Source organism: Paenibacillus mucilaginosus 3016 (genome assembly GCF_000250655.1).
Taxonomy (GTDB): domain Bacteria; phylum Bacillota; class Bacilli; order Paenibacillales; family NBRC-103111; genus Paenibacillus_G; species Paenibacillus_G mucilaginosus.
Window position 1 is genome coordinate 6,089,981 of sequence record NC_016935.1, and the last position, 23,026, is coordinate 6,113,006.

General features: G+C 55.9%; 19 protein-coding genes and 2 pseudogenes. 1 reads left to right on the forward strand and 20 read right to left on the reverse strand.

Going from position 1 to position 23,026, the window contains the following annotated elements; genetic code table 11:
• Positions 1–35 precede the first annotated feature (35 nt).
• The 13 genes and pseudogenes from pduL to PM3016_RS24905 all read right to left on the reverse strand — a co-directional run bounded on the left by pduL (position 36) and on the right by PM3016_RS24905 (position 14,357).
• Complete coding sequence (gene pduL / locus PM3016_RS24845) at positions 36–605, reverse strand: phosphate propanoyltransferase (RefSeq protein WP_014371391.1); 570 nt, start codon at positions 603–605, stop codon at positions 36–38.
• A 112-nt stretch (positions 606–717) separates the two neighbouring features.
• Complete coding sequence (locus PM3016_RS24850) at positions 718–1,584, reverse strand: 2-oxoacid:ferredoxin oxidoreductase subunit beta (protein ID WP_014371392.1); 867 nt, start codon at positions 1,582–1,584, stop codon at positions 718–720.
• Positions 1,572–3,329: a 2-oxoacid:acceptor oxidoreductase subunit alpha gene (locus tag PM3016_RS24855; protein WP_014371393.1), complete on the reverse strand. Its 1,758-nt coding sequence runs from the start codon at positions 3,327–3,329 to the stop codon at positions 1,572–1,574. Before PM3016_RS24855 ends, PM3016_RS24850 begins: the two co-directional genes overlap by 13 nt.
• A 219-nt stretch (positions 3,330–3,548) precedes the next feature.
• Positions 3,549–4,499 (reverse strand): dipeptidase, encoded by a 951-nt coding sequence (locus tag PM3016_RS24860; RefSeq protein WP_013919409.1) that lies wholly within the window; start codon positions 4,497–4,499, stop codon positions 3,549–3,551.
• A 213-nt stretch (positions 4,500–4,712) separates the two neighbouring features.
• Positions 4,713–4,973 carry a stage V sporulation protein S gene (locus tag PM3016_RS24865; RefSeq protein WP_006286829.1) on the reverse strand — a complete coding sequence of 87 codons (261 nt, stop codon included), beginning with the start codon at positions 4,971–4,973 and terminating at the stop codon, positions 4,713–4,715.
• Positions 4,974–5,117: 144 nt separating this feature from the next.
• Positions 5,118–5,913 (reverse strand): annotated as a pseudogene (locus tag PM3016_RS24870) (TIGR00282 family metallophosphoesterase).
• Positions 5,914–6,558: 645 nt separating this feature from the next.
• Positions 6,559–8,100 carry a ribonuclease Y gene (gene rny, locus PM3016_RS24875; protein ID WP_013919411.1) on the reverse strand — a complete coding sequence of 514 codons (1,542 nt, stop codon included), beginning with the start codon at positions 8,098–8,100 and terminating at the stop codon, positions 6,559–6,561.
• Positions 8,101–8,377: 277 nt separating this feature from the next.
• On the reverse strand, positions 8,378–9,127 hold the full coding sequence (locus tag PM3016_RS24880; RefSeq protein WP_013919412.1) for a regulatory protein RecX: 750 nt from the start codon (positions 9,125–9,127) through the stop codon (positions 8,378–8,380).
• A gap of 123 nt (positions 9,128–9,250) precedes the next feature.
• Positions 9,251–10,300, reverse strand: coding sequence for a recombinase RecA (gene recA / locus PM3016_RS24885; protein ID WP_014371395.1), 1,050 nt, complete (start codon positions 10,298–10,300; stop codon positions 9,251–9,253).
• A gap of 182 nt (positions 10,301–10,482) precedes the next feature.
• Positions 10,483–11,730: a competence/damage-inducible protein A gene (locus tag PM3016_RS24890; RefSeq protein ID WP_013919415.1), complete on the reverse strand. Its 1,248-nt coding sequence runs from the start codon at positions 11,728–11,730 to the stop codon at positions 10,483–10,485.
• Positions 11,731–11,773: 43 nt separating this feature from the next.
• Positions 11,774–12,355 (reverse strand): CDP-diacylglycerol--glycerol-3-phosphate 3-phosphatidyltransferase, encoded by a 582-nt coding sequence (pgsA, locus tag PM3016_RS24895; RefSeq protein ID WP_013919416.1) that lies wholly within the window; start codon positions 12,353–12,355, stop codon positions 11,774–11,776.
• A pseudogene (rimO, locus tag PM3016_RS24900) lies at positions 12,355–13,684 on the reverse strand (30S ribosomal protein S12 methylthiotransferase RimO). Before rimO ends, pgsA begins: the two are co-directional and overlap by 1 nt.
• Positions 13,685–13,865: 181 nt before the next feature.
• Positions 13,866–14,357 (reverse strand): YajQ family cyclic di-GMP-binding protein, encoded by a 492-nt coding sequence (locus PM3016_RS24905; protein ID WP_013919418.1) that lies wholly within the window; start codon positions 14,355–14,357, stop codon positions 13,866–13,868.
• 502 nt (positions 14,358–14,859) lie between these two features.
• Here PM3016_RS24905 and PM3016_RS24910 point away from each other — a divergent pair.
• On the forward strand, positions 14,860–15,720 hold the full coding sequence (locus PM3016_RS24910) for an MSCRAMM family protein (RefSeq protein WP_014371396.1): 861 nt from the start codon (positions 14,860–14,862) through the stop codon (positions 15,718–15,720).
• Between the two features lie 698 nt (positions 15,721–16,418).
• On the opposite strand, the gene PM3016_RS24915 is transcribed toward PM3016_RS24910, so the two are convergent.
• The 7 genes from PM3016_RS24915 to yfmF all read right to left on the reverse strand — a co-directional run bounded on the left by PM3016_RS24915 (position 16,419) and on the right by yfmF (position 22,966).
• A complete protein-coding gene (locus PM3016_RS24915) occupies positions 16,419–17,318 on the reverse strand; it encodes a helix-turn-helix domain-containing protein (protein ID WP_013919420.1) in 900 nt (299 codons plus the stop codon).
• A gap of 92 nt (positions 17,319–17,410) precedes the next feature.
• The gene (locus PM3016_RS24920; protein ID WP_041617955.1) at positions 17,411–18,184 is read right to left on the reverse strand and encodes a DUF3388 domain-containing protein; all 774 of its coding nucleotides are present in this window, start codon (positions 18,182–18,184) and stop codon (positions 17,411–17,413) included.
• A gap of 99 nt (positions 18,185–18,283) precedes the next feature.
• On the reverse strand, positions 18,284–19,177 hold the full coding sequence (locus PM3016_RS24925) for a hypothetical protein (protein ID WP_238540322.1): 894 nt from the start codon (positions 19,175–19,177) through the stop codon (positions 18,284–18,286).
• A gap of 103 nt (positions 19,178–19,280) precedes the next feature.
• Positions 19,281–19,535, reverse strand: coding sequence for a DUF3243 domain-containing protein (locus tag PM3016_RS24930; RefSeq protein ID WP_013919423.1), 255 nt, complete (start codon positions 19,533–19,535; stop codon positions 19,281–19,283).
• A gap of 77 nt (positions 19,536–19,612) precedes the next feature.
• The gene (ymfI, locus tag PM3016_RS24935) at positions 19,613–20,380 is read right to left on the reverse strand and encodes an elongation factor P 5-aminopentanone reductase (protein ID WP_013919424.1); all 768 of its coding nucleotides are present in this window, start codon (positions 20,378–20,380) and stop codon (positions 19,613–19,615) included.
• The gene (gene yfmH / locus PM3016_RS24940; protein WP_014371398.1) at positions 20,364–21,656 is read right to left on the reverse strand and encodes an EF-P 5-aminopentanol modification-associated protein YfmH; all 1,293 of its coding nucleotides are present in this window, start codon (positions 21,654–21,656) and stop codon (positions 20,364–20,366) included. Before yfmH ends, ymfI begins: the two co-directional genes overlap by 17 nt.
• Positions 21,657–21,658: 2 nt before the next feature.
• Positions 21,659–22,966 (reverse strand): EF-P 5-aminopentanol modification-associated protein YfmF, encoded by a 1,308-nt coding sequence (gene yfmF / locus PM3016_RS24945; RefSeq protein ID WP_013919426.1) that lies wholly within the window; start codon positions 22,964–22,966, stop codon positions 21,659–21,661.
• Positions 22,967–23,026: the final 60 nt, after the last annotated feature.

The window sequence follows — 23,026 nt, forward strand, 5'->3', positions numbered from 1 at the left end:
TGACCGAGCCGGCATTTCAAAAAGAAAACGGAAGATTAAGACAGAATTTCGGCCTCGTCCCCGTTCTTGACGCCGGCTGCATTCGCTTCATCCGTGTCGATATGCATGTCGAGCGCGTATTGATCGGATACCCGCGCCACCACTTCCTCGAAAATCACAGCGCGCTCTCCGCCTACGCGGACCGTCAGCTTCTGCTTGTCCTGGATGCCCCAGCGTGCCGCATCTTCCGTATGGAAGTGAATGTGGCGGGCCGCTACGATGACCCCCTCTTCGATCTCCACTTCGCCGGCCGGACCGACGAGCTTGATGCCCGGCGTGCCTGCAATGTTGCCGGACTCTCTCACCGGCGGGTTAACCCCCAGGGAGAACGCATCCGTGCGGGACACTTCGAGCTGGGTTTTGCCGCGGGCCGGCCCCAGAATGCGGACCTTGTCGAACTTGCCCTTCGGTCCGATAACCGCTACCGTCTCTTCCGCCGCGAATTGGCCGGGCTGGGACAGGTCCTTGAGCACTTTGAGTTCATAGCCGGCGCCGAACAAAGCTGCGATATGATCAACGGACAAGTGAATATGTCTGGCGGATACGCCTACTGGTACTTTTTTCATAGTATGGTTTCTCTCCTTATTATGCCAACTGGCTTCTTTCTATTCCATTATACCCATAACCAAGACAAAAAGCATACGGCCGGGGCCGTATGCTTCGAAGACTGTCAACAAATTATTTGAATTCCGCCACCAATTTTTCAAATTCCTGCTCGGTGAGGGCAATGTTCTGTTTTGCCAGACCTTCAGGCTTGAAGCCGGTAACGAGGTCCTCGTAGCTTTTCTTGGACTTGTCCTGATAGATCAGGCCGGTTACCAGGGAGTTAGTCTCCATGATCTTCGTCATAGCCGATACACGGTTGGACGGATCGTAGTCCGGCGTTTCTTCCAGATCGACGATATGCTCCTTGAACCACTCGTACGTATTCACTTTGTTGAACGTGACGCAAGGCGAGAACACGTTAATGAAGGAGAAGCCTTTGTGCTTCATGCCTTCCTCGATCAGGTGCGTCAGCTGCTTCAGGTTGCTCGAGAACGACTGGGCCACGAAGGTTGCGCCGGCTGCGAGTGCCACTTCCAGCGGAGACAGGGCGGACTCGATCGAACCGGACGGTGTGGACTTCGTCTTGAAGCCTTCTGCGCTTCGCGGCGAAGTTTGGCCCTTCGTCAGACCGTAAATCTGGTTATCCATGACGATGTACGTCATGTCGATGTTGCGGCGGATCGCATGGACCGTGTGGCCCATACCGATCGCGAAGCCGTCGCCGTCGCCGCCTGCAGCGATAACCGTCAGTTCACGGTTCGCCATCTTGAGGCCTTGGGCGATCGGCAGGGAACGGCCGTGTACGCCGTGGAAGCCGTAAGCGTTGATGTAGCCCGAGATCCGGCCCGAGCAGCCGATCCCCGAAACAACGCCGAGCTGTTCCGGCTCCAAACCTACGTTGGCTGCCGCTCTTTGGATCGCAGCTTGGACGGAGAAGTCGCCGCAGCCTGGGCACCAGTTCGGTTTGATATTGTTACGGAAATCTTTTAACGTTGCCATACAAGGTTCAGCTCCTGACAATATTTAGTGATTTCAGCAGGCAAGAAAGGATTACCGTTGTATTTCAGCATGCTGTTCAATTTATCGGCATAGCCAACGTTCAACTTGATAAGGGAAGCAAGTTGACCCGTGGCATTATTCTCAACAACCACCACTTGCTTGGCTTTCTCGAGATACGGCGCAAGCTCTTCTGTCGGGAACGGGTGCAGCAGGCGAACCGTGATGTGGTTCGACTTCACGCCGCTTGCATCCAGACGGCGTCTTGCTTCGTCAATCGTACCGCCTGTGGAGCCCATGCCGATGATGAGCAGATCCGGATTCTCGTGAGGAGCGTCCACCTTGATCGGGTCCGTTACCTTCTTCGATACGGTCTTGATCTTGTTCATCCGCTTATCCATCATCTTCTTGCGGTTCTCAGGGCTCTCGGACGGACGGCCTTCCTGGTCATGCTCTACGCCGGTTACATGGTGGAGACCATATTTTTGGCCAGGGATGACACGCGGGGAAATGCCGTTCTCCGTGAACTCGTAACGCTTGAAGAGCTTGTTCTCTTCGTTCGGCTGCAGTTCGCCCTGCTGGAGGGTGCCGCGCTCGATCGTGACTTTCTTGAAGTCAAGCGGTTCGGCGGTCTGCTTGCCGAGGGACAGCTGAAGGTCCGTCAGAAGGATGACCGGCACCTGGTAGATCTCCGCCAGGTTGAACGCTTCGATCGTATCGTAGAAGCACTCTTCAATGGTGGACGGGGAGAGAACGATCTTCGGAATCTCACCGTGCGTGCCGTAGATCATCGCGAGAACGTCGGATTGCTCCTGCTTCGTAGGAAGACCCGTACTTGGACCGCCGCGCTGCGTATCGACGATAACGACAGGCGTCTCGGTCATGCCTGCCAGGCCGATCGCTTCCATCATGAGGGAGAGACCAGGACCTGCGGATGCCGTCAGGGCGCGTACGCCGCCGTAGTTGGCGCCAATCGCCATCGTACATGCTGCGATCTCGTCTTCGGTCTGGATGACCGTACCGCCGAACTTCGGCAGCGTCTTGATCAGGTATTCCATAACTTCGGAGGCCGGTGTGATCGGGTAAGCCGGCATGAAGCGGCAGCCTGCTGCAACAGCGCCGAGGCCGATCGCATCGTTACCGATCATGAACAGCTTCTGTCTGCCGTCGGCAGGCTCGAGCTGGAATTCCGGCAGAGGACCGCCGTTGAGCTCCAGGACGAATTCTGCGGCTTTGCGGACCGCTTCGATGTTCTTCTCAACGACAGCGGCGCCTTTACGGCCGAATTCTTCTTCTACTGCTTTATTAAACACTTCAAGCGGCAGGCCGAGCAGAGCCCAGGATGCGCCGGAAGCAGCCATATTCTTAAACAGGGACGTGCCGAGTTCTTCTGCAATTGCCGTAATCGGTACAGGGAACAGTCTTGCTTTGATACCTTCCGGAACAACCGGGTTTACTTTCGCATCGGCGATGATGACGCCGTTCTCACGCAGCTCATGTGCATTTACATCGATGGTTTCTTGGTCAAACGCGACGAGGATGTCGAGATCGTCGGAAATGGCACGAATCGGTTTCGTACTGATTCTGATTTTGTTGTTTGTGTGTCCGCCCTTGATCCGCGAGGAAAAATGACGGTAGCCGTACAGGTAGTACCCCAGTCTGGTCAATGCCGTGGAAAAGATCTTATCCGTACTTTCCACGCCTTCCCCCTGTTGTCCTCCGACCTTCCAAGATAATTGGCTAATCACCGTTGTCCACTCCTTTTGAATGTCGCTGACTTAAGCAGCTGAGCCCCAAAGCTCCCCGAAAGAGCTCATGTCTCTTTCAGTTGTCTCACAAATTTTATGATGTCAAGAGGTAAAAAGCAAGAGATATTGGCAATTTTGAAAGATAGTTAATTTAGATCATATTCATACCGCTATGAGAATAGTTTGGTGCTCTTGCATCTTGGATCGGAATACGATCCATCAGAACGGCGGCAGATGGCTGTGCAGGAAGGTATACCAGTTGCGGCTGAGAAACCCGGTTACCTGAGCTTCTGTATAGTGCTTGCGGAGCTCCTCTTCCAAACGGTTAAACTGCCCTGCGTGCTCGAGTCCCGGAATCCATTCGCTTATGCCGTCAAAATCCGATCCGAGCACCACCCGGTCTACTCCGCCTAGGGAACAGATATGGTCGATATGCCTCACCAGCCCCGCAATCGAGGCCGGCTTCCCGCTCTCGACAAAGTAGGGTACGAACGTGACCCCGATCCTTCCGTCCCTGCGGATAAGCTCTTCGAGCTGCCGGTCGTCGAGATTCCTCGGGTGACCGCACAGCGCTTTGGCGTTGGAATGAGTGGCGACGAACGGTCGCGGCGAGCTTGCGGCCAGGTCCCAGAACGAGGCTACGGACAAGTGGGACGCATCCAATAGAATGCCCAAATCCCCGCAATCTTTAATAAAGCTTTTTCCCTTCCTCGAGAACCCTCCCCGGCGCGGCTCCAGAATCCCGTCGGCGGCCCAGTTGCCGTAATTCCAGGTCGGTCCGATCAGCCTGACCCCCAGATGGTACAAGATTCGGGTATAGAGGGGAGAAGCGTTCAGCGCATCCGCTCCTTCGAGCGTCAGCAGCCCTCCGATCTCCTGCCCTCCCATCACTTCCTCGAGATCTAGGCGGGTGCGCACCAGCCGGAGCTTGCCCTGGCGCTCCACTTGCCTGTGGAAGATGTCGATATACTCCAAGTAATGGTCAAATCGCGCCTCCGTTATACGTTCGGGCAGGTAGATTGCAAAAAACTGCAGCTTCACATGGGAGCCGCGCAGCCGGGAATAGGTGACGTCCAGCCGGCCCTCCTTCGGGTCGTGGAAGTCGATCGCAGGGTTGTTGTACAGCTTGAGCAGGACGTCGCAGTGGCCGTCGATCACAGGGGTTTTCATGGGGTTCCCGGTCTCCCTTCGTCATACCGCAGGATAGGCGAACAGAACAAAAAACCTGTCTACGGAGTAAACAGGACGTTTCGGGTACTTGGATGAGGTAGATTATCTTTCGTCGTAAGAGGAAGTATGAACAATAGCGGCATCATTCGGTCAGAGATACTGCGAGATGGAACCAGCCGTACGGCACGGAACAGAGCAGCCGCCCTCGCCGGATTAGCGCGGCTCCACAATCAATTTGATGGCGGTCCGGTCTTCCCCATCGATCACAATATCGGTAAACGCCGGTATGCAAATCAGATCAACCCCGCTGGGAGCAACGAATCCTCGTGCAATAGCTACTGCTTTGATTGCTTGATTGAGCGCTCCTGCCCCGATGGCCTGGAGCTCCGCAGCCCCGCGTTCACGCAACACCCCCGCCAATGCGCCGGCTACGGAATTTGGATTGGATTTTGCTGAAACTTTTAATACTTCCATGAAAGTACCTCCTCGGGAATGATGATTGCTTCCGGTATTAATCATATTCTAGGAATTTAAAGTTAATTCCTTCTGTCCGAAGAGAGTATGTTCGAAAAGTTTTGAATTTTTCGTCAATTCACATATAGACCGGCTTCCCTCTCGTTATTCAAACATTACCGCATCTTCGTCCTTGCGAATCAGCTGAATTTTGCGGCCGAGTCCCGTAGCCGGATCGAGATCGATGACCACCGCGTGAAAATGCCACTTGCCTTCGTCCACCACAAACCGCATCGGCAGCTGGGTCATGAACTTCTTCATGACGGCGGTCCGCTCCATGCCGAGGGATGCCGTCGCGCGGCCCCACCATGCCCACATCGGTCACGTAGGCTGTGCCCTGCGGGAAGATGCGCTCGTCATGCGTCTGCACGTGCGTATGGGTGCCCACCACCGCGGATGCCTTCCCGTCGAGATGCCATCCCATGGCGAGCTTCTCGGAGGTCACTTCGGCGTGGAAGTCGACGAATACGTACTTCGTGCGCTTCTTCGCCTGTGCCACCAGCTCGCTGGCCTTCTCGAACGGGCAGTCGAGCGGCGGGAGGAAGGTACGCCCCTGGAGGTTGATGACGGCGAGCTCGGCCTCTTTGGTCTTGATGTACATGATGCCGCGGCCCGGTGTGCCCGCCGGGAAGTTCGCCGGCCGGACCATCCGCTCTTCCTTGTCGATGAAGTCGAAGATCTCCTTCTGGTCCCACGTGTGGTTGCCCATCGTGATGCCGTGCACGCCCATCTCGTACAGTTCCTTCGTGATGGCCTGCGTGATGCCGCGGCCCGCCGCCGCGTTCTCGCCGTTGGCAATGATCCACGTCGGGTTGTATTTGGATTTGAGGCCCGGCAGACAAGCCTTGAGTGCCTTGCGGCCGACGGAGCCTACAATGTCACCGATGAATAATAATCTCATATGGGGTTATTCTCCTTTAAAGTTTTTCTACATCCCCCCTCTTTCCCCCTTCTCCAGAGAAGGGGGAGGACCGGGCGCTCCGCCCCTGGACCCCGGAAGGGCGCGAAGGAGGGACGGGGCCGGCGTTGATGGGAGGAACGCGGTTGGATCGCTTTCGTCTTGCCACGCTGGTGCTTCAAGGCATGATGGCTTCGCCCACGCCTTGAAGCACCTTAGCCGGCAGACACGCTTACATGAAGTGTTCTCTCGCAGCTCCCTGCCCTATACTCGAGCATGGTGATATGTGGGCGCTTGGGGAGCTGCCTGTGACGGTGGAGCCGCATTGACCCTCCGGGTCAAAGCTCTTGGCTGAGCGGTGCCTTGGGTGTCAGTACGTGCGCTGAGGAGCCTAAGGCGGCCATCCGCTGGATCGCCGGGCTTTCAGCCCCGGCTGCCAGGGATGCAGGGCTCAAGCACGGGTGCGGCGGTACGAGGACTGACTCCTACGTGCGCTAAGGAGCCTAAGGCGGCCAACCACTGGATCGCCGGGCCTTCAGCCTCGGCTGCCAGGGATGGGGGCGCAGGGGCGGGCGCAATGCGAGAGTCCCCGTACGAGAACAAAAGAGAAGTGGCCGCGCGGCCACTTCTCTCAGGTGAAGTATGCGGTTATTTGGCGTATTCCACGGCGCGTGTTTCACGGATAACCGTGACTTTGATATGGCCGGGATAATCCAATTCCCCTTCGATCTTCTTGGTAATGTCTCTTGCCAGACGGAACGCTTCGGTGTCGTCCACCTTCTCGGGCTGAACCATGACGCGGACTTCGCGGCCGGCTTGAATGGCGTACGATTTCTCGACGCCTTCGAACGATTCCGAGATCTCCTCGAGCTTCTCCAGACGACGGATGTACGTCTCGAGCGTCTCTCGGCGGGCTCCCGGTCTTGCGGCCGAAAGGGCGTCTGCAGCGCCGACGAGCATGGCGATGACCGAGGTAGCTTCGGTATCGCCGTGATGCGAGGCGATACTGTTGATGACCACCGGGTGTTCCTTGTACTTCTTCGCGATCTCGACGCCGATCTCCACGTGGGAGCCTTCGACTTCATGGTCGAGCGCCTTCCCGATGTCATGCAGAAGCCCGGCACGCTTCGCCAATGTCACGTCTTCTCCGAGTTCTCCTGCCATCAGACCGGCGAGGTAAGCGACTTCCATGGAGTGCTTCAGTACGTTCTGGCCGTAGCTTGTACGGAACTTGAGACGTCCCAGAATCTTGATGAGATCCGGGTGCAGTCCGTGTACGCCGGTTTCGAATGTGGCCTGTTCGCCGTATTCGCGGATCCGCTCGTCCACTTCTTTGCGGGACTTCTCGACCATTTCTTCGATGCGAGCCGGGTGAATCCGGCCGTCCGCCACCAGCTTCTCGAGCGAGGTGCGGGCAATTTCGCGCCGAATCGGGTCGAAGCCCGACAGGATGACCGCTTCCGGCGTATCGTCGATAATGAGATCGATCCCCGTCAATGTTTCGAGGGCCCGGATGTTGCGGCCTTCACGGCCGATGATCCGGCCCTTCATCTCTTCGTTAGGAAGCGCTACAACGGATACAGTCGTCTCTGCCACGTGATCTGCGGCACAGCGCTGAATCGCCAGCGTAATGATTTCCCGTGCTTTCTTGTCGCCTTCTTCTTTGGCCTGCTGCTCGATTTCCTTAATGAGTTGGGCGGTTTCGTGGCGAACCTCTTGTTCCACGTTTGTCAGGATGATGTTCTTCGCATCCTCCATGGTCAGAGCCGAAATCCGTTCCAGCTCGGAAACCTGATCTTTATAGATCTGATCAATTTGAGCCTGGGTTTCCTCGATTCGCTTCTCTTTGTTGGCGACCTGCTCTTCTTTTTTCTCGAGAGATTCTAATTTTTTATCCAGCGACTCCTCTTTTTGCAACAATCGTCTCTCTTGTCGTTGTGTTTCATTCCGACGTTCACGAATGTCTTTTTCAGCTTCGGTTCTCAGCTTGTGAATTTCATCTTTCGCTTCGAGAACCGTCTCTTTTTTCAGTGCATCCGCCTCTTTGCGAGCATTTTCAACGATCTGTGCGGCAGCTGATTCAGCACTTGAGATTTTCGCTTCTGCAAGGGACTTGCGGATAAAATAACCGATCCCGAAGCCAAGAGCACCAACTAAGAGAGAAATCAAGATCGTGAGGACTGGGTCCATCCAGTTCACCTCCCTCGTTGTTTCTCCAAGGGGTAAGCTTGGGATAATGTGGTTTTTTAATCCATTCTGCTAGCATGGGATGCCTGGGGCTTTCCATGAACCGGAAGTTCGGAGCGCCTCCGCGGACTGCTGAAAGAATGCGCCGGGCAGGCGGCAACCTTTCAGAAAAAAGTAAAAATTGGCGATTTTACTTTCGAATCCTCCCTGGGCTGTTAGGGCGGATTCTTGGCGTATAATGAATATACATGATTATTTTAGCTTTTGGCTAAGAAGCTTGTCAAGGTGTACCCCATGGATCGCCGGATTCCTCCGGCTCCTCCCACTCGCTTTCATCGGTATGCCGCGGCAGTCCGCTCAGCACCCGGCTGACGACAGAACCCGGGTAGCCGCGCCGCTGCAGGAACCCGGCGATTTTGCGGCGGGCCTTCAGCGGGTCCTTGCGCATCTCGCCCGCATACCTTTTCTCCGCCAGCTGGCGGGCCATCTCATACTCGGTCTCTTCGTCGACCTGGGCAATCGCTTCCTGAATCTCCTCTTTGGCGATCCCCTTCTGCTGAAGCTCCTGCTTGATGAAGTGGCGCCCCTTCTTCTGGGACACGATACGCTGCTTCGTCAGCATTTGCGCGAATTCCGCGTCGTTCAGATAGCCTTCCCGACGCAGCCTGTCGACGGTTCCGGTGATGAGCTCCGGACCGTAGCCCTTCAGCTTGAGCCGGCTGCGGATCTCGTGCACCGACCGGAGACGGCTGGAGAGCAGCCTTACCGCATCGAGGTAAGCCCTGTTCTTCTCCTCCTCGGACAGAATGCGGACCAGTGTTTCGGTGTCGACTTCCGCCCCTTTGAGCAGATGGTGGCGGATCAGCACATCCTCATGCACCGAGAGGGCGAACGCTTCGTTTATGTAAATGTTGTAGCGGTTCTTCGTCCGCTTCTGCTGTTCCACTTTGGTAATGATCCCCCCCTGGGGCGGGGCTTGCTCCTCGTTCCCATCCATTCCCTTTGCATTCGTGCCGTTGTTCTCTTCCACGGGTTCCCCTCCATCGAAAAAGGCAAAAAGCACCTACCCCTTCGGAGTAAAGGTGCTTTGCCCCGGCTTGATCTGAGCGTGGCCGACCGCCGTCCAAAGGTCATCCCTTGGAGCAGGCAGATCTTACTGCTCGAACAGTGCCAATTCTTCGTCTTCTTCCTCGTCATCCGTATTCGGACCGACCACGGCGGTCAGGTTGCTGTTCTCGCGGATCTTCTTCTCGATGACCTCGGCTACCTGAGGGTTCTCCTTGAGGAACTGCTTGACGTTCTCGCGGCCTTGGCCGAGACGGTCGTTGTTGAAAGAGTACCATGCGCCGCTCTTCTGGATGACATCCATCTCGGTCGCAATATCCACGATGCTGCCTTCACGGGAAATGCCTTCCCCGTACATGATGTCGATCTCCGCCTGCTTGAACGGAGGCGCGACTTTGTTCTTGACGACCTTGATCCGCGTGCGGTTACCGACCATGTCGTTCCCCTGCTTGATCGTCTCGATCCGGCGCACGTCCAGACGTACGGAAGAGTAGAACTTCAGGGCGCGTCCGCCCGGCGTGGTCTCCGGGTTACCGAACATGACGCCGACCTTCTCACGGAGCTGGTTGATGAAGATCGCGATCGTCTTCGACTTGTTGATCGCACCGGACAGCTTCCGGAGCGCCTGGGACATCAGACGGGCCTGCAGACCGACGTGGGAATCCCCCATCTCGCCTTCGATCTCCGCCTTCGGCACGAGCGCCGCAACGGAGTCGATAACGATAATGTCTACCGCGCCGCTGCGCACGAGCGCCTCGGCGATCTCAAGCGCCTGTTCGCCGGTATCCGGCTGGGAGAGCAGCAGCTCGTCGATGTTGATGCCGAGCTTGCTTGCATACAGCGGATCCAGAGCATGCTCCGCATCGATGAATGCGGCCGTACCGCCGTTCTTCTGTACTTCCGCGATGGCATGCAGCGCCACCGTCGTCTTACCGGAGGATTCCGGTCCGTAGACTTCGATAATTCTACCGCGCGGAAAGCCGCCGATCCCAAGGGCAATATCCAGGGCCAGGGAGCCGCTCGAGATGGTCTCCACCTGCATGTGGGTGGATTCCCCGAGTTTCATGATGGACCCTTTACCGAACTGCTTCTCGATTTGACGGAGGGCGTTCTCCAGTGCTGCGCGACGATCTGCCAAACAAATCACGTCCTTTTTTCATATTAAGTACCACCCGCAGGTGATTTATAAACGAAAGTGCGGTAAGCATTCCCGAACATACATTCGGTCGTGGTGCAAAAGAAAAACCGTAACACGACATTCAGAAATGTTACGGTTCTTCCGTTACAACCTATTATACTTGATTTTACCTGTGTTAGCAACTAGATTTTGATCTTTTTCCAAAGGTGGTAGAGTGCGGTTTTGGAAGCCCGCAGCTTGATGGTCTCCCGGTTGCCGGACAGATTCAGCGTGACCACTTCGGTCTCCGCATCCCGTTCGGCAATCCCGACGTAGACCAGGCCGACCGGCTTCCCTTCGGACTCGGCAGGCCCCGCTACGCCCGTCAGGGAGAGCGCATAATCGGCATCCGCCAGCTTCCTTACGTTCTCGGCAAGGAGCCTTGCCGTCTCCTCGCTGACCGCCCCGGGGGCGTCCGGTCCTTCGAGCTGCTCCATCGGCACGCCGAGCACCTTGTTCTTCACCCGGTTCGTATAGCAGATGACCCCGCCGGCGAACGAATGGGAGCCGCCCGGCACGGCGGTCAGCAGATCGCTGAGCTGGCCGCCTGTGCAGCTCTCGGCGACCGACAGCGTCTTGTTCGCGGCGGTCAGCAGGCGGAGCACCTCAAGCTCCAGCGTGATGTCCTCGGAAGCGTAGACATGATCCCCGAGCCGGGTACGGATCTCCCGCTCGAGCGGCCACAGCTTCTCCGTCGCCTGCTCTTTCGAAGCGGCCCGCGTCGTGAGGCGCAGGGCGACCTCGCCCTCTTTGGCATAAGGGGCGATCGTTGGATCGGTCTGGGCCTGGATGAGATCGATCAGCGCATGCTCCAGGAAGGACTCCCCGATGCCGGCGAACTTCATCATCGTGGAGAACAGCGGCTGCACGCTGCCCATCCGGTCCGTGAGCCAGGAAATCACATAGGTATCGAACATCGGCTTCATCTCTTTGGGCGGGCCCGGGAGCAGAATATAGTGCGTCCCGTCCTGTGTTACGGCGTTGCCGACGGCAAGGCCCGTGTCATTGGGGAGCGGGTCTGTGCCTTCCAGCATGTAAGCCTGCCGGATATTGCTCTCCACCATGGTGATGCCCCGGGTACGGAACAGGTTCTCCATGTAGTCGTAAGAAGGCTGGTGAATCACCAGCTTCCGGCCCAGCACCTCGGCCAGCACGTCCTTCGTCAGGTCGTCCTGTGTGGGGCCAAGCCCCCCCGTGCAGATGATAAGGTCGGCGCGGGATTTCGCAACAGCCAGCGTCTCTTTGATCCGGTCTACATTGTCGCCGACGACGGTCTGATAATAGACTCCCACCCCAATGTCGGCGAGGCCTCTGGATATGTACTGTGCGTTCGTATTGACGATTTGGCCCATCAGCAGCTCGGTACCGACGGCAATGATCTCTGCTTTCATAGTCAGATGGCCTCCGGTTTCGGCGGGATACGTGCTCCTGCAGTTATTGATCGCTGAAGTTGATCACATGCTTGTTCTTGACGAAATAGTCGATACCCGAATAGATCGTAATGATGGCGGCGATCCAGCTCGCAATCTGGTCGAACGGGAATTGGATCAGCGCAAACGGAAAATTGTTGATAAGCAGTGCAATGATGGCCGTAATCTGGGCCGCTGTCTTCCATTTGCCCCATTTGCTGGCCGCCAGAACCACGCCCTCCAGCAGGGCGATCTGCCGCAGGCCCGTGATGGCAAACTCACGGGAGATGATGACGATGACAATCCAGGCATCGACCTTGTCCATCTCGACGAGTGAGATCAGCACCGCCGATACCAGCAGCTTGTCGGCCAGCGGATCCAGCAGCTTGCCGAGATTCGTGACCAGCTTCCGCTTCCTGGCGATATACCCGTCCAGCGAGTCGGTGCTCGCCGCCACGATGAAGATCAGGGCGGCGATAATCTGGTTGTAGGTGATGCTGAACTGCTCGATGCGCACATGCGGGAACTTGACGTTGATGAGCAGGAACAGCATGATGATTGGCACCAGAAAAATTCTGGCCAGGGTAATCTTGTTGGCCAGGTTCATTACGCTACGACCTCCCCGGAGAAGTCAAATTCAAAGGAATGGGTGATCCTCACTTTCGCGATGGAGCCGATGGCCAGTTCCCTTCCCCCTACGAACACTTCGCCGTCAATCTCCGGCGCATCGAACTGCGAACGGCCCACATAGACGTCGTTGCGCCCGTCGTACTTCTCGATAAGCACGTCGATGACCTGTCCGATCCGTCCGCTGCCCCGGCTGCTCGAGATCTCGCGCTGAATCTCCATCAGCACGTTCGCCCGGTATTCCTTCACCTCGTCCGGAACCTGATCCGGCAGGCGGGAGGCCGGCGTATCCTCTTCCTTGGAGTAGGTAAAGACGCCGAGACGGTCGAACTGCACGTCCTGGATGAAGGACTTCAGATTCTCGAAATCCTCCTCGGTTTCGCCGGGGAAGCCGACGATGAGCGAGGTGCGCAGCGAGACGCCCGGAATCCGTTCGCGGATTTTCTTAATGAGCTCTCGCGCATCGCGCTGGCGGCCCGGACGGCGCATCCGCTTCAGAATGCTGTCGGAGCTGTGCTGCAGCGGCATGTCGATATACTTGCAGATCTTCGGGTTATCGGCGATAACATCGATGAGCTCATCCGTGAAGAAGCCCGGATACGCATAGTGAAGGCGCACCCACTCGATGCCCGGCACCTCGCTGACGCGGTTCATCAGCTCGGGAAGCTTGAAGCCGTCGTAGAGATCCGTACCGTAATTGGTCGAATCCTGGGCGATCAGCGAGATTTCTTTCACGCCCTGCGCCGCCAGCTGCTGCACTTCCTCCAGGACCGATTCCATGCTGCGGCTGCGGAACTTGCCGCGCATGATCGGAATGGAACAGAACGTACAGGCGTTATCACAGCCTTCCGCAATTTTGACGTAAGCGGTATAGCGCGGCGTCGTCAGCCTGCGGGGCAGCTTCTGCTCGTAGTTAAAGACCGGGTTGCCGACATACACCGGCTTGCTTCCTTGGAGCGCTTCGTCGATGATCTGGTTGATGTTGTGAAAATCCCCCGTGCCGACGATCCCGGTCGATCTCCGGCATCTCCTTCAGCAGCTCTTCCTTGTAACGCTGGGTGAGACAGCCCGAGACGATCAGCGCTTTCAGATTGGCGGTCTGCTTGAGCTCCGCCATGTCCAGAATCGTATTGACCGACTCTTCCTTCGCCGCATCGATGAAGCCGCACGTATTTACGATAATGATCGTGGCTTCTTCTTTCTCCGAGACCAGCGAGTATCCGCGCTCATGCACCAGTCCCGACATGATCTCAGAGTCGACCAGGTTCTTCTCGCAGCCGAGCGTGACCACTTTTACTTTCTCCGTCATAACTTTCCTCCAAGCTGTCGCGTTTGCGTCTCTCTTTCAGGGCAACCGATTCGTTTACAAGTAAAACAATGGTAATACCCAGTATAATATAGGCTCCCAAAAGGTGTCAAAACCGGAAGGAGGAGCCCCCGAGGCAGCTGCCCCGGCAGGTTCCTCCCCCTCCGCCCCGCACCCGGGTCCTTTAACGGAAGTTGATAAACTGCAGGTCCAGCGGCAGGTCCGCCTTGCGCAGCATCGCCATCACCGCCTGCAGATCGTCCTTGCTCTTGCCCGTCACCCGGATCTGGTCGCCTTGAATCTGGCTTTTGACCTTCAGTTTGGAATCGCGGATCATGATGTTGATCTTCTTGGCGTTGTCCTGGTCTACTCCCTGCTTCACCTTGATCCGCTGGCGGACGGTGCCGGAAGAAGCGCCCTCGACCTTGCCGTACTCGAGGTTCTTCAGCGAGATGCCCCTCTTCGCCATCTTCGACTGAAGAATATCCAGCACGTTCTGAAGCTTGAAGTCGTCATCGGACACCACGACAAGCTCTTCCTTGTCGAGGGTGATGCTGCTCTTGCTGCCCTTGAAATCAAAGCGGGTCGCAATTTCCTTCTCCGCCTGGTTGATGGCGTTGTTCATCTCCTGCATATCCAGCTTCGATACGATATCAAATGAATTCTCGCTGCTCATGCTCATGCATCCTTCCTTTTCCGTTCAGTTCCATTTCATTCTAACAAAATAATCCCAATGATGCGAACAGTCCGCAGGGTATTTTAAACTCCTTATAAATATTGAAAGTATTTTTGAGAGTGCATTATTTTCATGGGGTGATTTTGGGTTTTGTGAGCGCGCATGTGAGCATATACAATCCGTTAATTAACTCAATCTCTTTCACTCTGAAACATATTTCTCTCAATTCTCATTCTACCCTGATTTTGGGATTATTAAAATGCTTGGATTCAGATCCCTGCCAGTCTCAAAATAAAGTTTCTGATCGGTACCGAGTATTTGCAGGGACACGTCACGGATCGTCAACAAGCGCCGCGGTGATCATGCTGCGACCGCGTTCCCGATGAGGCGCTGCATTCGCAGTTTGTTGTTGTTCTTCTCTGATTAGACGTTTAACCGTTTCGGGCAAAGAGCTCCCCTGCATAGGATAGTTATACAGAGAATTACTTAAGGAGGCGGTATCGTGGCGATAACAGATCGTTATACGCTCAGCCCCAGTCCGTTGATCGAATTGAACGGACGTGAAGAGGAAACGGTTAATATGACGCTTCAGGCTGCGCCCGATGCTGACACAGGGATTGTTTCAGGAATTGTGCGGCTTGGGAATGGCACCCCTGTTCCCTCTGCAACAGTCATGCTTTTCACGCAGACTGGTGAGCCGTTTGAACATACAAGCAGTAATGCTGCCGGACGGTTTATTTTCCCTCGAGTGCCTGTGGGATCTTACTTTATCACCGCAATGGAACCAACCTACTTAACACCTGTCCGAACGTCTATTGCAGTCTTAAGGAATCGTACAGCCGAAGTTGAAATTATTATGCAAACTGATCCGAACGGACAGAAAAACGCTATATTCGGAACAGTGCGAACGACTGTCGGGGGAGAGCCGCTCAGTGATGCTACAGTAGAGCTATTTCAAACAATTGGGGCGTCACAGCTGCTGGCAGGCATTGTTTCAACCAATTCTGAAGGACAATATTTATTCGCCGATTTAGATTCGGGTAATTTTTTTATAAGAGCAAGTAAGGCCGGTTATTTATCCAACCAAAGTGCTTCAACAGACTTGACCAATCGGGACTATACCCCTTTAGATCTTATCCTGCCAGCCGACCCAGACCAATTAACTGGCACGATTAGTGGGATTATTACCGATAGCGGAACGAATAATGCGATTCCCAATGCAATCGTAGCGCTCTACACAATTGCCAACGGCACTGAATCTATAGTAGATATCTCAAGGACTAACGCCGGTGGATTTTATGGCTTCGGCGACCTGCCAGCGGGAACGTATCGAGTAAAAGCAACCGTTCAGGTCGAGACTTAGCATGAAGACCATTGAGCATACATTATCCGTAACGAGTGAGCCGATTACACTGAACGCTAATGAACATGTCGTTGTGAATCTGTCGTTACCTAATAATCATGACCCACATACACGACATAAAAGCAAAAAGAAGCTGCGAAAAAGCAAGCGTCCTTCTCTGAAGAAAAAGAGGCGGCCGATAGGACGATCTATTACCGTTTCATTCCAATTAAAAGTTAGGTGTGGGACTGCACTATTACGGCAACGGTATAAACTATTTCTGGCAGCCAACCGTTGGGGCAAAATTGACCGAAAGAGAGTACAACTAAAATGGGTTCGGTCACGTAAATGCACTAACCCGAAATGTTCCATGAATCCAGTGACACTTCGAACATCCTTAGAGGTAAAACAACGTACAAATTTAATCATGAAGAAAAACCTCAAAATGAAGTGTTAGGATACCAACCTTGTTTAAAACCAATAATGCTACGTCAAAAAGCCTCCGGGTAATTGAACTGGAGGCTTAATCATTTTATTTTCCAGCCACCCTAAGTTGGCATAAAATCATTGCTTGCGGCAGAGCCGGTTACTTTACTTACAACTCGTCGAATCTATGGGTATTTTTTTCACAACCCCTTCTTAAGCTAGACAAAAAGACACCTTCAGCACAAAGCGTCCGCGTGTCTTGGGTGTCCTTTTGGGGTTCTTCGCTGCTTGCGTTACGGAGTGGCGGCCGAAGCCTGGGCAAAATCGAGCTGGATCTTCTTCACGTTCGCCACGTCGCCGACAGCCACCGGCGTACCGTTGACGACCAGATCGACCGCGCTTGCCTTGCCGAAGATCAGAAAGCCCGAAGTCGTAAGCTCGTACGTCTTCGTCTCCCCGTTCTTATATGTTCCCTGGTCGACGGTTGTGCGCTTGCCGCCCTGAAGCTGATCGACTTCAAGCCAGCAGGCGTCGCCCTTGATCGTGATCTGGATGGAGAGTTTGTCCGTGCCCGTTACCGTATAAAAATCGGTCCCCCGTTCGCTCTTCGCCAGCTTCACCTCGGCGGCAGACGCGGGCGTCGGAGCCGGATTCGGTGCAGGCGTGGGAGCCGGAGCGGGTGCAGGTACAGCTCCTGCCGCATTCTGCGTCACATTCCCGTTCTCCGTACCGGGCTGCGGAGCAGCCGGAGGAGGCGCGGCATCATCGGTGATCCGGGCCGGCAGATCCTCGCTTGCCCCGCTCGTGCCTTCGTAGTTTTTACTCACAAAATAATAGCCGAGGCCGAAGATGAGAACGACAAAGGAAATCAGCATGGCGCTCGACGCCCATTTGCTGAACCTCTCGGAGTTGCGGGAGGTCCGCTTGCTGCGGATCGGCTCGATATGTTCAGGCTCGGCGGCCGGAATGTCGCTTTGGTACATGCTCAGCACTTCGTTCGGTTCGAGTCCCACCGCCTCGGCGTAACTCTTGATAAAGGCGCGGACATAAAAGTTGCCCGGCAGCACTTTATAATTGCCGTCCTCGATCGCCTCGAGATAACGCTTGCGGATTTTGGTGGTCTCCTGCAGATCTTCCAGCGATATTTTTTTATCCAGACGGGCTTTCTTCAGAAGCTGGCCTAATTCAGACATGGGGTCACCCCTTCCCTTCATGTTGCCGGGCGGCGTCCAATCCGCCGCCCCTATATGTGTTATCGGAACCCGGAGCGTGCCTGCGGCAGGGCTTAGTAATCGTCGAAGCCCCCGGTGAACGCCTCGTACGAAATCTCTTCTTCGGGATTGTTGCGCAGTTCCACGATGCAGTCAAAGTGCTCGTATGTAAATTGGGACTCCCGGATAAAGATATCCGGATGCTCGATCACTTTGGTCGAAGGCATGGCCATGATCTCCTGCATGAGCGAATGGTGCCGTTCGTTGGAGCGCAGCGTCGAGACGATGCCGTCGATGATGAACACGTTATTGGCGTTCATTTCGTCCTCGGACAGCTGGCTGCGCACCGTTTGGCGGAGCAGAGTCGAAGACACGAAGGTCCAGCGCTTGCCGGAGCAGACGCTGCCCGCGATGATCGATTCGGTCTTGCCTACCCGCGGCATTCCCCGCAGACCGATCACCTGATTGCCTTCGCGCTTGAAGAGCTCACCGAGGAAGTCGACCAGCAGCCCAAGCTCGTCCCGGGTAAACCGGAACGTCTTGCGGTCATCGGAATCCCGTTCGATATAACGGCCGTGACGGACGGCCAGAATATCAACCAGTCTCGGCGTGCGAAGAGCCGTTATAGTTATATTATCCACTTTTTTGAGCATTTTACCCATAAGTTCAATTTTTTCTTCATCTTTGGTCTGCAGCAGCATCCCGCGGGTCCGGTCTTCGACACCGTTGATCGTCACGATGTTGATATCGAGCATCCCCATCAGGGAGGCGATGTCGCCGAGCAGGCCGGGACGGTTCTTATGTATCTTGTACTCCATGTACCACTGCTTGATTTCATTCGATTCCATCGTCATTGCATCTAAGCTCCGTTCTGTTCATGATTGGGGTCCCGAATCATTTCTACAATATTCGATTCATTCCTCCCCGGTTGGGGCGGTATTTTCGGATTAATTTTTGACGATCCTCGCTTCGCTCTCCGTATAAGGCTGAATGCCCGGAGTCCACGCCTGGCCGTCGATCGCTCCCTGAAGAAGCGTTAGAATGCCGTTCCACTGCAGCTGCACGGTCGTGCCGCCCATATTCATCACAGGAATCTGCAGGCTGCGCATACGCTGCACGGCGGCACTGTCCATTGGAGCGTACACCGCAATCCAGTCCGGACCGTGACGCCTGACCTGATGCTGGAACTGGCCGTACCACCCCTCCGCGTCGGAGAGCGAAATATACTCGGCTTCCTCGGAAGGCGCCCATTCACCCGGTACCGGATATGCACTTGTCGTAACCCACTCGATCGTGCGTCCCGCCTTCGTCTGCTCCTTCACCCAAGGATCCCACAGGGCGCGGAACTCGGCATCCTGCACCATCTTCATCTGGATATGGTCTCCGCTGACCTGTACGGTATCGCGGGTCAGCCCGTCGTCGAGCAGCAGCCATTTGCGCTGGGTCACCTGCTGTGCCGCGGTGAGGGCGCTTCGCGCGAGGTCGTGCCCGGCGACGACAATGTAATCGTAGTTCCGGCTTCCGGTCTTCGCGATCAGATCGGGGGTCCAGGTCGCGCTGCTGTCGGCATTCTGCACCCATTCGTAGGACAGGTGCTTAGTGTTCTGCCACTGGGTGAGCGCTGTCTGGAGCGAAGCCTTGTCCGCTTCGGCCAGCGCAGGGCCGGTTACGACGAGCAGCGAGGCCTTCTTCTCGAGCAGTGCCGGTTCAATGACAGGGATGCTCTTGCCGCACCCCGGGGCCAGGGCCAAAACCCCTAACATACTTACACCGATCACGGCTTTTTGTAACACCCGGCTCCAACTTCGGATGCCGGTTCGGTGCTGTTTCATGTCCTGCATCGTTTCATTCATCCCTATCCCACTCATTGATCTCTTGAACAGTATACCAGAAAAAAGCATGAAAAGCCTCCCTGATAGGAGGCTCACACAATGGCAGCTATAATTAGTTGTTGGCTTTGGCCAGTTTCACCATGATGCTGGCCATGACTCTTCTTTCATTTTCGTCCGCAACATCCCAGAGCTCCTTGAGCACGCGCTCTTCCTTGTTCTCCGGATCGACCTTGTCGGACAGGAACTCACCGATCTGGAAAGCGAGCTTCGAGATCAGCTCTTCGCTCATCCCGGCTTTCTCAGCCTGCTCCACACGCTCACCGAGAAACTCTTTCCAACGGTCGAACACCTTCAGGACTGTAGCCATGATCGCAACTCCTCCTTGGGCTTATAGGTTCATTACAAGCTTACTATTCGCAAAAGGAGCGATCATTATGCGGTCCGTCAGGTCAGCCACCCGCCGTTCGGCGAGATGATCTGGCCGGTAATATACCCGGATTCAGGAAGCGCCAGGAAGTAGACCAGGGAAGCGATCTCATCGGGCTTGCCGAAGCGGCCCACCGGAATGTCGTTCTCCATCGCCGCCTTCTCCTGCTCGTCAAAGCCCGACATCATCAGCGTATCCACCGCGCCCGGAGCTACGGCATTGACCGTCACGCCGGAGGGAGCCAGCTCCTTCGCCAGCGCTTTGGTGAAGGCGTTGATCCCTCCCTTGGCCGTCGAGTAAGCTACCTCGCAGGAGGCGCCCGAGATGCCCCAGATCGAAGACACGTTGATAATGCGGCCGTATTTCTGGGAAATCATCCGCGGCATGAACTGCCGCGTCATCAGGAAGGTCCCTTTCAAATTGATACCCATGATTTCGTCCCACTGCTCTTCGGTCACATCCGACAGCAGGCCGTAGTGGGAGACGCCCGCGTTATTCACCAGAATATCCGGATACATGTCATGCTGCGCCAGCTTGTCCTGCATGCGTTCAATGCCGTCCTTGGAGCGAAGGTCCGCCGTTACCGTCAATACCCGGGCCCCCGACTTCATGCAGCTGCGGGCCGTCTCATTGGCGGCCTCATGCGACTGCAGGTAGTGGATGACCACGTTCATGCCGACGGAAGCGAAGCGGCCCGCAATGGCCGCTCCGATCCCCCGGCTGCCTCCGGTAACGAGGACCGTCTGCTCCGTGAACGGCTTGAACCCGTTAGGCCCCGTCTCCACGGCTGGTAACGACCGAGGCGGCTAGACGGCTCCAGTCGAAGTGGTCGCGGAGGCAGGCGTCCACATCCTGAAGCGTGATTTCTTCATACACCGGCAGAATATCGAACAGATCGGAATCCTTGAACCGGTATTTGGTGAACTCGTTGGCGATCGCCTCGGGCGAGTTAAGCTGGCGAAGGAACGCCCCGATCTTCTTGCGCTTGCTGCGCTCGAAGTCCGCCGCGGCAATGCCGGACGCCTTCACGGCATCAATCTCTTCCTTCACCCGTGCGATCAGGCGTTCCGGATCCTTCGTATCGCCGCCGATAACCGAGAATCCGTAGCCTTCGGCGATATTGTACTCGGAGCCGAAGTTATCCGAGATGAGCTCCTCGTCATAGAGCTTCTGGTAGATCGCGGAGCTCGGGCTGACGAGCACATCCATCACGATTTTCATCGCCAGCTCGCGCTTTAGCATCTCCCGGCCGCGGCGCGGCTGTCCCGGCTCCTTGCACCCGAAGAGGCATTTCGGCAGGGAGACGGGGAGAACGGTTACTTTGCGCTCGTTTTTGACCGTATGGGGCTCGTTGTCGAAATAGCGTCGGATCTCCCCCTGCGGCGGGAACTTCTTGCCCGCCTGGTTGCTGCGTACGAGCTCCAGTACTTCCCCCGGATCCACGCCGCCTACAATGAAGAGGCTCATATTGCTCGGGTGGTAGAATGTGCGGTAGCACTCGTAGAGCATATCCTTCGTAATCTCGCCGATCGACTCCACCGTGCCGGCAATATCGATATGCACTGGGTGGTTGTGGTAGAGCGTCTCGATCAGCCCGAAGTAGGCTCTCCAGTCCGCATTATCCTCGTACATCTTGATCTCCTGCCCGATAATGCCTTTCTCCTTCTCGACGTTCTCGTCGGTGAAGTAAGGGTTCTGCACGAAGTTGAGCAGCGTCGTCAGGTTCTCGTGGATGTGCTCGGTGGCCGAGAACAGGTAGGCCGTCCGGTCGAAGCTCGTGAAGGCATTCGCCGAAGCGCCCTGCGCCGCGAAGACCGAGAAGATGTCCCCGGTCGGCTCTTCGAACATCTTATGCTCGAGAAAGTGCGCAATGCCGTCCGGCACGCGGCGCTCCTCTCCCCCTTCCACCTGGAAGTGGTTGTCGATGGAGCCGTACTTGGTCGTAAAGGTGGCATACGTCTTCTGGAAGCCTTCCTTGGGCAGTACGAACACGGTCAGCCCGTTCGGAAGCTTCTCGGTGTACAGCGTTTCTTTGACGTGAGGATAAGGGATCGTCTGCATGCTTATTCGCCCCCCTTGTTATCGCGCAGGAAGTATACCGTATCGAGCTGCACCCGGCGTGCAAGCTCCTGGATCTGTTCCGGTGTGATGCTCTCCACCGCCTCAATCAGGGACGGCACGGAGCGGTCGGCGCCGGATAGGCGGTTATTGAAATCAAAGGCAATGATCTCGAAGGCCGAATCCTGCAGCTCGCGCAGATGACTGGTGATCATCGCTTTGGTCTGCTGCAGCTCGGTTGCGGAAATATTCCCTTCCTCCATCGCCTTGAGCTGTTCCTTGATAATCTGGACAGCCTTCTCATAGTTGCCGATCTCGATGCCCGACTGGATGGTCAGAATGCCCTTGTGCCCGTCAAGCCTCGAAGAGGCATAGTAAGCCAGGCTTTCCTTCTCGCGGACGTTCGTGAAGAGCTTCGAATGCGGATAGCCGCCGAGAATTCCGTTATACATGAGGGAAGCCGGATAGGAAGCATCCCCGTACGACGTAGGTACGCGAAGCCCCATATTCAGCTTGCCCTGGTTGACGTCGAGCCGTTCGACGACCTCTTTGACCTGCGTAACCTCACGATGCCCCGACTTCATCGCATAGTCACCCGGCCGGCTTCCGCCGCCAAGGTCGAGGCTGCGCTCCAGCAGGCCCATGACCTGTTCCAGCGTCGTGCTGCCGACGACGTACACATCGATCGGCGAGGACTGCAGCCACTGGCGGTAGCGCTCCGTCAAGCCGGCGGGCTCGATGGCCTCCAGCGCCTCTATCCGGCCCAGCGGATGGAAACGGTACGGCTCGCCTTCGCACATCTCTTCAATGCAGCGCTCCGCGGCGTAACGGATCTTATCGTTAACGATGGATTCGAGCCGCTTGCGCAGCGTCTGCTTTTCGGAATCGATATACTTTGGAATGAGCGTACCGCCTTCGAACGCCGGCTTCGTGAGCGCTTCACCGACAAACTGCAGCGCGCCCTCCAGCAGTGACTCGGAGCTTGATACGAAAGCATCCTGGATGACATCCATCCGGAACTGGACCATCTGGTAGTCGCCCCGCTTGTAGACATCAAAGCCGAAGCCTGCGCCGTACAGGTCATCAAGCCGCTCACGGAACTGCTTCGTTTCGGGATATGTACGGCTGCCGCGGCGCAGCACGAACGGAATCAGCGCCGTGGGAGTCACCGTATCCTCCTGCAAAGGGCTGCCGACATAAACGGAGACGGCAAACGTTTTGAACTGCTCGGTGGGTAACACATGAACACGCACAGGGCCAAGCGTTCCCCGTTCAAATCGGATCTGCTTCAAAGCCGATACAACTCCCCTCATGAATGCTTCTCCTGCCTTTCTGTTATTATATTCCTCCATAAACAGAAGAAGCAACCGCAG